This is a genomic window from Aeromonas sp. ASNIH8, from assembly GCF_002919855.1.
Taxonomy (GTDB): Bacteria; Pseudomonadota; Gammaproteobacteria; order Enterobacterales; family Aeromonadaceae; genus Aeromonas; species Aeromonas caviae.
On record NZ_PQLN01000058.1, the window covers coordinates 20,783 to 31,976 of the forward strand.

Sequence of the window (11,194 nt, forward strand, 5' to 3'; positions counted from 1 at the left end):
CTTTCTTGTGGCTCACGGCATGGGCCAACCAGGCCGGTGCCATCGGCAAGAGGCTTCAACTGGCCAGAGCGATGATGGCACGGTCAATCTGAAAAGGCCGACATGGACGGGAGGGCATCCCGTCCGCCCCGTGGTCAGCTTGCGAGCAACTCACGGGCGTTGGCCAGGGTGTTGTCGGTGATCTGATCGCCCCCCAACAGGCGGGCCAGTTCGTTGAGCCGGGCGCCCGGGGTGAGCGCCTGCATCTGGGTTTCCGTTGTCTTGCCGTCGGTGTGTTTGCTCACCACCATGTGCTGGTGACCCTTGCCTGCCACCTGGGGCAGGTGGGTGACCACCATCACCTGGGTGGATTCGCCGAGCTGGCGCAACAGGCGGCCCACCACGGCGGCGGTCGGGCCGCTGATCCCCACATCCACTTCGTCGAAGATAAGGGTCGGGGTTGAGATCTTGCGTGCACTGATCACCACGATGGCGAGGCTGATACGGGACAGCTCGCCGCCGGAAGCCACCTTGCCAAGGGGTTGGATGGGCTGACCCGGGTTGGTGGTGACCATGAACTCCACCCGATCGATGCCAAGGGGCGAGAGGCTGCTCTGGGCATCGGGTCGCACCTCGATGGCGAAGCGGCCATCGGGCATCGCCAGTTCGTGCATGCTGGCGCTTACCTTCGTGCCCAGCTCCTCGGCATAGCGCTGGCGGCTCTGGCTCAGGGCCTCGGCGGCCTGCACGAAGGCCTGGCGGGCCGAGGCCAGCTCGTCCTCCATCCCCTCGAGGCGTTCCTCGTCGGAGTTGAGGCGGGCCAGATCGGCGGCCAGCTCCTGATGGTAGTGGGCCAGCTCCGCCGGTTTGACATGGTGCTTGCGTGCCAGGTTGATGGCCTTGGAGAGGCGGCTCTCCAGCTCGTTGAAGCGCTCTGGATCCAGTTCCAGCCGGTCGAGATAGCTGCGCAGCTCGCTGTGGCTCTCCTGTACGCCGATCAGGGCTTCGTTGAGCATGCCGAGCACGTTGCCAAGCCGGCTGTCCATGCCGACCAGGGTCTCGGCCCTGTCCACCGCCGTCTGCAGCAGACCGGCGATGGTGGTCTCTTCATTGTCATAGAGCAGATCGAGGCAATACCCGCACTCCTGCATCAGCTCGGTGCCATTGGCGAGCCGCTGATGCTCCTCTTCAATCTCTTCAAACTCTCCCGGCTGAAGGGCAAATTCGTCCAGCTCCTGCACCTGGTATTCGATGAGTTGACGGCGGGCTTCCCGCTGCTGCTGCTCGGCCTTGAGCCGGTTGAGCTCGTTTTGCAACTGGCGCCACTGCTGGTAGTGGCGGCGCACATCGTCGAGGAGCAGATGATGACCGGCGTAGCCGTCCAGCAGGGCGAGCTGGTAATCGGGTTTGAGCAGCATCTGGTGAGCGTGCTGACCGTGGACATTGACCAGCAGTTGACCCAGGTTCCTGAGCTGGGCGAGGGGGACGGGAACCCCGTTGATATAGCTGCGAGAGCGCCCCTCGGCGGACAGTACCCGCCGGACGATGCACTCACCGTCATTTTCAAGCTCGTTGGTGGCTAGCCAGGCCCGGGCGGCAGGATTACCCTCCAGCAGGAAGCGGGCACTCACCTCGGTCTTGTCGCTGCCCGGGCGTACCATGCTGGCTTCGGCGCGCTCCCCCAGGCACAGCCCCAGAGCATCGATGGCGATGGATTTGCCCGCCCCGGTCTCCCCGGTGATGCAGGTCATCCCCGGTTGCAGATCGAGCTCGAGAAACTTGACGATGGCGAAGTTGTTGACGGTCAGCTGGGTCAGCATGGTCTCATCCTGTATGGGTCAACATTACTGTGTATGCATCCAGTATATACTGGTCTTATATACAGTAAAGTGGGCAGGGAGGATTTTTGCGAAACAGGGGGAGGGCAAGGATGTCAAGGCCGCGGCATGGGTGTGACGCCGCTCAGATGGCCTGCAAATCAACCTGCGTACCTGGCATGGGCTGAGGCGATGCGAGAAGCCACCTTGAGGGGATCTCTTGTGGTGAGTGGCTGGCTGAGACACACTCGAAACAGTCCTGGTTGAGCCTGGGCTGTGCACAGACCTCTTCGCAAGGATGCGTCACGATGATCCATACCCCGACCCTGCTGCTGATCTCCCTGGCAATCAACCTGATGTCGGGGCTGATCATGCTGTTCATCCACTCCCTGAAGCCGGGTCGAGGCAACTTTCTGTACTGGTCCCTCTCCGCTTTTCTCTTCTCCCTCTCCATCCTGCTGCTCAGTCTGGGGGTATTGGGAGGGTATCCGGCGCTGGGCATCCGGGTCGGCGGCCTGGTCTCGCTCATGAGCATCCTGCTGTTGCTCGCCGGTTTTTGTGCGCTTTACGAGCGCGCATGGCATCCCCGTGCCGTGGGGGGAGGCGTGGCGGTGTTGCTGCTGCTCTATCTGGGATTGTCCAGCCTCGCCCCCGTGCGCATTGTGCTGGCACTGATGGAGTCGATTTTGTACCTGTGGTGCGCCTGCCTCATCGTCTCTCTCGGCCGGCAACAGAAGCGGGTGCTCCATGCGGTGGTGCTCATTTACCTTCTGCATTTCACCATCCTGCTGAGCCAGGGGGGGCTGCTCTTGCTGGGAGTCGAAGAGCGGATGGGGGACGGAGGCTGGCTCGATCTCATCTTCTTCATGCACATGGTGCTGACCATCGGCTCGGTGTTGCTGCTGCCTCTGGTGGCCTATGTGGAGACGGAAGAGGCATTGCTGGCGCTCTCGGAGCGGGATCCCCTCACCGGGGTGCTTAATCGGCGCGGCCTCTTCAGACAGGGAGAGGGGGCTACGCCTGGCCAGACGCGCTGCGTGGTGGTCCTGGACATCGATCACTTCAAGCGGGTACCAGTTTGGTCACGGCTGCGGGGATGAGGTCATTCGCTATGTGGCCGGGGTGCTGGTGGCCGAGGTACGCAAGGATGATCTGGTGGGGCGCATCGGTGGCGAGGAGTTCGCCATCATCATGGGGGGCGTGAGCGGCCAGATGGCCCGCGACATCTGTGACCGGATCCGCCGCCAGATAGAGACGGGCTCCCGGCAGGGGGCCTGCCTGCCTTGCGAGGGGGTCACGGTGAGCATGGGGGTCGTGTGCGCCAGTGCCGAGGCTGACCTGGCACTGATGCTGACCAAAGCCGATGCTGCCATGTACCGGGTGAAGGAAGCGGGGAGAAACGGGGTGCATCTGGCATTCGAGCCGGCACCGCCTCGGCTGGTCGAAAGCAGCGAGGGGTAGACCCTCGCCACCGGTGTTGCCTGGCTAGAAGAGCTTGCTGCCCCAACCGAGCTTGTTGCGCAGCACGTGGAAGTAGCTGTAATCCAGCGGATGCACCAGATGCAGCTTGTGGCTGCTCTTCTTGATGAGGATCTCGTCCCCCGGGTGGACCGCCAGGGTGACCTGGCCGTCGCAGCTCACCTGCATGGCGTCGTCCTGGTTGTCCGGCGAGACCAGCAGCCGCACTTCGCTGTCCGCATCCAGCACGATGGGGCGGCTGCTCAGGGTGTGCGGGAACATGGGCACCAGCGTGATGGCGTTTAGTTTGGGGGTGAGAATGGCGCCCCCTGCCGACAGGGAGTAGGCGGTGGAGCCGGTGGGTGTCGCCACTATGATGCCGTCCGAGCGCTGGCTGTACATGAAGCTGCCGTCGATGTAGACCTCGAACTCGATCATGTGGGCGATCTTGCCCGGGTGAAGCACCGCCTCGTTGACCGCGAGGTTGCTCGACTTGCGCTCCCCGTGGCGATAGACGGCGGCCTCCAGCAGGAAGCGATGCTCGCTCTTGAAGTGACCCGAGAGCACCTGCTCCAGGGGCAGCAGATAATCCTGGGGCGAGAGATCGGTCAGGAAGCCGAGGTTGCCCCGGTTCACCCCGATCACCGCCACATCGAACCGTGACAGCACCCGGGCGGCCCCCAGCATGTTGCCGTCACCGCCGACGACGATGGCAAGATCCGCCTGCTCGCCGAGCTGCACCAGATCCATCACGTTCTCCCCGAGCAGCCCCAGGGTATGGGCCACCCGGCTCTCCAGCAGCACACGAAAGCCGCGGCTGGTCAGGTACTGATACAGGCCGGTCAGGGTCTGGTTGGCCCCCTCGTGATGGGGCTTGCCGATGAGGGCAACGGTTTTGAACGGAGAATCCATAGGTTATCGGGTCTGGGAGAGTCTTGGGGGGAGTATACCGCGCTTTGCCGGGGATTTGTCTGCCTCCGTGGCGGTTGGTGCAATCGGCCCCGAAAAGGGGCTGCCTGGCACGCGGATGGGCGCCATTGTGCCCGATCTGCCCTTTTCCCCTTGAAAGCCGGGGCGGTGTCCCCATAATAGCGCCAACACAGGGTCTGCTGGCGCGTGTCGCTTGTCTGAACGCCAGCCACCCTCACACGCAACCCCTGAATATTGGAGATGTCATGAGCCACGAAGAACAAAAGGTTGAAGCGATGGAGCAAGTGGAAGCCCAGCCAGTCGAGCCGACCGATGTAGACAGTGAAGTGACAGCCGAGCAGGCCCGCATCGCCGAGCTGGAGGCCCAGCTGGAGGCGGCCCAGCAGGCTTCCCTGGAAGAGCGCGAGCGCGCCATTCGCGCCGTCGCCGAGATGGAGAACCTGCGTCGCCGTGCCGCTCAGGACGTGGAGAAAGCCCACAAGTTTGCACTGGAGAAGTTCGCCGCAGAGCTCTTGCCGGTGCTGGACAACCTGGAGCGCGCCATCGAGCTGGCGGACAAGGAGAACGACACCCTCAAGCCGATGATTGAAGGGGTCGAGCTGACCCTGAAATCCATGCAGAGCGGCGTGGCCAAGTTTGGCCTGGTGGCGCTGGACCCGACCAACCAGCCGTTCGACCCCAATGCCCACCAGGCCATGAGCATGGTGCCCAGTGCCGACGTGGCGCCGAACACCGTGATCGCCGTGATGCAGAAGGGCTACGAGCTCAACGGCCGCGTCATCCGCCCGGCCATGGTGATGGTCTCCAAGTCCGCTGACTGATCACGCTGTTCTCACCAAGCCCGCCGCTTGGCGGGCTTTTTGTTGGATGTGGCGCCAGAAAACGTGTCTGGTGTCATTTGGCTGTCAGGTGGCCTGTATGCAGGTTTTTTCAGGGCCGGACTTGAAGCGCCGACTTGAGACCCCATATAGGTTGCAAGGCCACGGCGGCACAAAAAATTTGATGCCGGGAGCTTGAAAGCCACAGTGGCAGGCCCCACCTAGCCGTTAACGTATCAAGGCGAGCCCCTCGCCAGTTTATTCAAAGTATTTGGAGATTCGTCAAATGGGTAAAATCATCGGTATTGACCTGGGTACTACCAACTCCTGCGTCGCTATTCTGGATGGCGACCATGCTCGCGTGATCGAGAACGCGGAAGGCGACCGTACTACTCCGTCCATCATTGCCTATGCCGATGACGGCGAAATCCTGGTTGGTCAGCCGGCCAAGCGCCAAGCCATCACCAACCCGAAGAACACGCTGTTCGCCATCAAGCGTCTGATCGGCCGTCGTTTCGAAGATGACGAAGTACAACGTGACCTGAAAATCATGCCGTACGCCATCGCCAAGGCCGACAACGGTGACGCCTGGGTTGAAGTGAAAGGCAAGAAGATGGCACCGCCGCAGATCTCTGCCGAAGTGCTGAAAAAGATGAAGAAGACCGCCGAGGACTACCTGGGCGAGCCGGTGACCGAAGCCGTCATCACCGTACCGGCCTACTTCAACGACGCTCAGCGTCAGGCCACCAAGGATGCCGGTCGCATCGCCGGTCTGGATGTCAAACGCATCATCAACGAACCGACTGCTGCGGCTTTCGCCTACGGCGTCAACAAGGTCAAGGGTGAGCGCAAGGTTGCTGTATATGACCTGGGTGGCGGTACCTTCGATATCTCCATCATCGAGATCGACGAAGTCGAAGGCGAGACCACCTTCGAAGTGCTGGCGACCAACGGTAATACCCACCTGGGTGGTGAAGACTTCGACAACCGCGTCATCAACTACCTGGTTGACGAGTTCAAGCGCGAGCAGGGCATTGACCTGCGCAACGACCAGCTGGCCCTGCAGCGTCTGAAAGATGCAGCCGAGAAAGCCAAGATCGAGCTCTCTTCTGCCCAGCAGACCGACGTGAACCTGCCGTACATCACAGCAGATGCCACCGGTCCGAAGCACATGAACATCAAGGTGACCCGCGCCAAGCTGGAATCCCTGGTGGAAGACATGGTGAAAGACTCCCTGGAGCCGGTTCGTGTCGCCCTGAAAGACTCCGGTCTGGCGGTTGGCGAGATCGACGACGTCATCCTGGTGGGCGGTCAGACCCGTATGCCGCTGGTTCAGAAGACCGTGGCCGACTTCTTCGGCAAAGAGCCGCGCAAAGACGTCAACCCGGACGAAGCCGTGGCCATGGGTGCTGCCATCCAGGGTGCCGTACTGTCCGGTGACAAGACCGACGTACTGCTGCTGGACGTGACTCCGCTCTCCCTGGGGATCGAGACCATGGGCAGCGTGATGACCGCGCTCATCGAGAAGAACACCACCATTCCGACCAAGAAGTCCCAGGTGTTCTCCACCGCCGAAGACAACCAGTCTGCCGTGACCATTCACGTGCTGCAGGGTGAGCGCAAGCGCGCCAGCGACAACAAGTCCCTGGGCCAGTTCAACCTGGAAGGCATCCGCCCGGCACCGCGCGGTCTGCCGCAGATCGAAGTGACCTTCGACATCGACGCCAACGGCATCCTGCACGTCTCCGCGAAAGACAAGGAGACCAACAAGGAGCAGAAGATCACCATTCAGGCCTCTTCCGGTCTGTCTGATGACGAGATCGAACGCATGGTACGCGAAGCCGAAGCCAACGCGGCCGAGGACAAGAAGTTCGAAGAGCTGGTGCAGGCCCGCAACCAGGCTGACGGTCTGGTCCACTCCGTGCGCAAGCAGGTCACCGAAGCCGGTGAAGCTCTGCCTGCCGACGAGAAGACCAAGATCGAGACTGCCCTGAGCGAGCTGGAATCCGCCATCAAGGGTGACGACAAGGCTGCCATCGAAGCCAAACAGCAAGCTCTGCTGGAAGCGTCCCAGAAGCTGATGGAAATTGCCCAGCAGCAGGCTCAGGCGCAAGGCACCGCCGGTGCTGACGCCGGTCAGTCCTCCTCTTCTGCCAAGGCTGACGACGACGTGGTCGACGCCGAGTTCGAAGAAGTGAAAGACGACAAGAAGTAAGCCCGACCCGGATGGGCGAAGTCCGCTTCGCCCATCGGCTCAGAATCTGTTCACGGTCTGTCGCGAGAGGCCGTCAGCAAGGTAAAGAGCAGCGCAGGAACCGGAGCGTATAGATATACGTGAGGATCCCGAGCAGCACATGAGCCTTGATCACGGCTTCGTAGTAAGAGTGTGAGCAGATTCGTCAATGAATTTACGGGCGTTGGGTAACCAACGCCCGTCTGCGTAACTGCTGATATAGCAACAGGATGAGTATGTCGAAGCGCGATTTCTACGAAGTGCTCGGGGTGTCGAAAGGTGCCGACGAGCGCGAGATCAAGAAGGCGTACAAGCGTCTGGCCATGAAGTATCACCCGGATCGCAACCAGGGTGATGCCGGGGCTGAAGAGAAGTTCAAAGAGGTCAAGGAAGCCTACGAGGTCCTGACCGACGAGAACCTGCGTGCCCGTTATGACCAGTACGGTCATGCCGGGGTGGATCCGAGCCAGGGTGGCGGCCACGGCGGCTTTGGCGGTGGTGCCGATTTCGGCGATATCTTCGGCGACGTGTTTGGCGACATCTTCGGTGGTCGCGGGGGCGGCCGTCGCGGCCCGGCCCGTGGCGCCGATCTGCGCTACAACATGGAGCTGACGCTGGAAGAGGCGGTGCGCGGGGTCTCCAAGGAGATCAAGATCCCGACCCAGGTCCACTGTGAAGTCTGTAACGGCTCCGGTGCCCATACTGGCAGCTCCGCCCAGACTTGCCCCACCTGCCACGGCTCCGGCCAGGTGCAGATGCGCCAGGGCTTCTTCGCGGTGCAGCAGCCCTGCCCCCACTGTCACGGTCGCGGCAAGATCATCAAGGATCCGTGCCGCAAGTGCCATGGGGAAGGGCGTTACCAGAAGACCAAGACCCTGTCGGTCAAGATCCCGGCCGGGGTCGATACCGGGGATCGCATCCGTCTCTCCGGCGAAGGGGAAGCGGGGGAAACCGGCGCATCGGCGGGGGATCTCTACGTACAGGTTCACGTGCGCGAGCACGAGATCTTCGTCCGTGACGGCAACGACCTCTACTGCGAAGTGCCCATCAGCTTCACCACGGCGGCGCTCGGCGGCGAGATTGAAGTGCCGACCCTGGATGGTCGGGTCAAGCTCAAGGTGACCCCGGAGACCCAGACCGGCAAGCTGTTCCGCCTGCGGGGCAAGGGCGTCAAGTCCGTGCGCTCCGGCCAGGTGGGGGATCTGATGTGCAAGGTGGTGATCGAGACTCCGGTCAAGCTGACCGAGACCCAGAAAGATCTGCTGCGCCAGCTGGACGACTCCTTCAGCGGCGCCGCTGCCAAGACTCACAAGCCGAAATCCGAAGGCTTCTTCGAAGGGGTGAAACGCTTCTTCGACGACCTGACCAAATAAACGCGACCCGCGTTACCCAAGCCGGCACGGATGTGCCGGCTTTTTTTTTGCCCGCCATCTGGCCTGGATCCCCCCTTATTGAGTGGATCCCGATGAGGGATCCTCCTCACAACTTCCACCAATTCCTCCTGTACAAATGTTATCCCGCTCACACTCCTGCTGAAACGGTTTAGCTGGCATATTGAGTCAGCTAAAGCGGTTTAGCTATCCTCGGCTCGTCAACAACAACAGAGCCCGGACGGGCGACAGAAGACAGGTGAGGACGATGACGATGTTCAAGAGCAAGTTGGCGCTGGCCGTGGCACTGGGATTGGGAATGAGCAGCCCGCTGTGGGCGGCGGATGGTGGTATCGAAGCCAGGCTGGCGGCGCTGGAGGCGCGGGTGCAGGCAGCCGAGGCGCGCGCCACCGCTGCCGAAGCGCGGGCCGATGAGGCCCAGATCAAGGCAAACGAAGCCCGCGAGACCGCCGTGGTTGCCAAGGCCCAGAGTGAGAAGGTGGACAAGCAGACCGCCGGGGCCCAGGGCTTCGAGTTCCACGGCTATGCCCGCTCGGGACTGCTGGTGAACGGCAACGGCAATGGTGGCCGCGGCGGCCCCTACATCACCCCGGCCGGCTCGGTGGGCGGCGCCGTGGGTCGCCTTGGCAACGAGGATGACACCTACATGGAGGCCAACCTGCTGAAGACCCAGACCTTCGACGATGGCAGCTGGGCCCGCTACAAGCTGATGCTGGCGGACGGGGTGGAGACCAGCAACGACTGGACCGCCAGCGATTCCAGCCTCAACACCCGCCAGGTGTTTGCCGAAATCGGCGATCTGGCGAGCTTCAGCGGTCCTTTCCAGCACTCGGTGCTCTGGGCGGGCAAGCGCTTTGACCGGGACAACTTCGACATCCACTGGCTCGACTCGGACGTGGTCTTCCTGGCCGGTACCGGCGGCGGCGTCTACGACGTGCAGCTGGCCGACAGCTGGAAGGCGAACTTCTCCCTCTACGGGCGCGACTACGGCGACATCAGCGCGAGCGGTCTCTCCGACATCGAGAGCTACATCCTCACCATGAACAACCGCGTTGGCAACTGGCAGTGGATGCTGAACGGCCTCTCCGCCAAGGACAACGAGGCGCGCATCAACGACGGCGGCGCGGGCAGCGAAGCGGCGAACAAGGGGGCCCACACCCTGGTGGCCTACCACGCCGACAGCTTCTTTGGCATCAACCCCGGTTTCTCCAAGGCGGCGGTGCTGTATGGCCACGGTCTGGGTGCCGAGCTCAAGGGGCTGGGCTCCGACAGCGAGCTGCTGCCGGATGCCGATGCGGTGCGGGTCGCCGTGTTTGGCGCCACCGATCTTGCGCCCCGCTGGCGTGTGGCCCCGGCCCTGCTGGCCGAGCACAGCCAGGATCGTTACGTGAAAGGGGACGAGTACCGCTGGGTGACCCTCAATGGCCGCCTGGCCCAGGTGCTGAGCCAGAACGTCGAGCTGGTCTACGAGGCGACCTGGCAGTACATGGACCTCGATCCCAAGGGCTACAAGGGTCGTCAGGCGGTGAGCGGCGATTTCACCAAGCTCACCTTCGCGCCGACCTTCAAGGCGCAGACCGCCGGCTTCTTCGAGCGGCCCGAGCTTCGGGTGTTCGCCACCTGGATGGACTGGTCCTCCGAGCTCGACAACTACGCCAGCTCCGATGCCATGGGCCAGAGCAACTTCACCGCCGGGGGCGAGTGGAACTTTGGCGTGCAGATGGAAACCTGGTTCTAGTTCGTTATCCCGATCACAAAAATGGCAGGCGGCCCCGGGATCTGTTGGTTAGCTAAAACGGTTTAGCTGATAATGCGGACCCAGAACCCGGGGCTGACCCCGGCAAATCCTGTGCAGCAGTGGAGTAGCAACAAGGTGACGAATCGTGTGTGGGTAATGGGGGATGCGGTAGTGGACTTGATCCCGGAAGGGGAGCAGCACTACCTCAAGTGTCCGGGTGGCGCACCGGCCAACGTGGCGGTGGGCGTTGCTCGGCTCGGCGGGGAGTCGGCTTTCATTGGCCGGGTCGGCGCGGATCCCTTCGGCCGCTTCATGGGGGAGACCCTGGCCAGGGAGGGGGTCGACATTCGCCACCTGATCCTGGATCCGGCCCATCGCACCAGCACGGTACTGGTGGATCTCGATGAGGCGGGGGAGCGCAGCTTCACCTTCATGGTGCGCCCCAGTGCCGATCAGTTCCTGAGCCACGCCGATCTGCCGGTCTTCCAGGCCGGGCAGTGGCTGCTGACCTGCTCCATTGCGCTCGCCAACGAGCCGGTGCGCAGCAGTTGTCTGCAAGCCATGGCGACCATCCGGGCCGTCGGGGGGCGGGTCTGCTTCGACCCCAACCTGAGGCCAGAGGTGTGGGGCAACCCTGCCGAGATGCTGCCCGTGGTGCGCGAGGCCATGGCCCTCGCAGACGTGGTCAAGCTCTCGGTGGAGGAGCTGCAACTGCTGAGCGGTCTGGACGATCTGGCGGCGGGGCTTGCCACTCTTTCAGGCCCGGCCCTGGTGCTGGTGACCCGGGGGCGGGGGGCGTGGTGGCCCGTCTGGGTGGCGAGTTGCTGGAG

The 11,194-nt window shown here is 62.7% G+C and carries 8 protein-coding genes and 1 pseudogene; 7 read left to right on the plus strand and 2 right to left on the minus strand.

What is annotated here, in order from left to right; genetic code table 11:
- Positions 1–134: 134 nt before the first annotated feature.
- Positions 135–1,799 (minus strand): DNA repair protein RecN, encoded by a 1,665-nt coding sequence (recN, locus tag C3418_RS15200; RefSeq protein ID WP_103858817.1) that lies wholly within the window; start codon positions 1,797–1,799, stop codon positions 135–137.
- Positions 1,800–2,104: 305 nt separating this feature from the next.
- On the opposite strand from recN, the gene C3418_RS15205 reads away from it, so the two are divergent.
- A complete protein-coding gene (locus tag C3418_RS15205; protein ID WP_234932869.1) occupies positions 2,105–2,896 on the plus strand; it encodes a GGDEF domain-containing protein in 792 nt (263 codons plus the stop codon).
- Positions 2,897–2,909: 13 nt separating this feature from the next.
- Positions 2,910–3,257: a GGDEF domain-containing protein gene (locus tag C3418_RS24745; protein WP_234932870.1), complete on the plus strand. Its 348-nt coding sequence runs from the start codon at positions 2,910–2,912 to the stop codon at positions 3,255–3,257.
- A gap of 24 nt (positions 3,258–3,281) precedes the next feature.
- Here C3418_RS24745 and nadK read toward each other — a convergent pair whose 3' ends face one another.
- On the minus strand, positions 3,282–4,166 hold the full coding sequence (gene nadK, locus C3418_RS15210; RefSeq protein WP_010673644.1) for an NAD(+) kinase: 885 nt from the start codon (positions 4,164–4,166) through the stop codon (positions 3,282–3,284).
- Between the two features lie 263 nt (positions 4,167–4,429).
- On the opposite strand from nadK, the gene grpE reads away from it, so the two are divergent.
- From grpE to C3418_RS15235, 5 genes and pseudogenes are all read left to right on the plus strand, one after another.
- Entirely contained in the window at positions 4,430–5,005 is a 576-nt protein-coding gene (gene grpE, locus C3418_RS15215; RefSeq protein WP_029314044.1) for a nucleotide exchange factor GrpE, read from the plus strand.
- A gap of 283 nt (positions 5,006–5,288) precedes the next feature.
- A complete protein-coding gene (gene dnaK, locus C3418_RS15220) occupies positions 5,289–7,217 on the plus strand; it encodes a molecular chaperone DnaK (protein WP_103858818.1) in 1,929 nt (642 codons plus the stop codon).
- A gap of 254 nt (positions 7,218–7,471) precedes the next feature.
- Positions 7,472–8,608, plus strand: a complete 1,137-nt coding sequence (gene dnaJ / locus C3418_RS15225; protein ID WP_045524008.1) for a molecular chaperone DnaJ — start codon at positions 7,472–7,474, stop codon at positions 8,606–8,608.
- A gap of 265 nt (positions 8,609–8,873) precedes the next feature.
- Positions 8,874–10,364 (plus strand): carbohydrate porin, encoded by a 1,491-nt coding sequence (locus C3418_RS15230; RefSeq protein ID WP_103858819.1) that lies wholly within the window; start codon positions 8,874–8,876, stop codon positions 10,362–10,364.
- A 156-nt stretch (positions 10,365–10,520) separates the two neighbouring features.
- Positions 10,521–11,194: pseudogene (locus C3418_RS15235) on the plus strand (aminoimidazole riboside kinase); the annotation flags it as partial.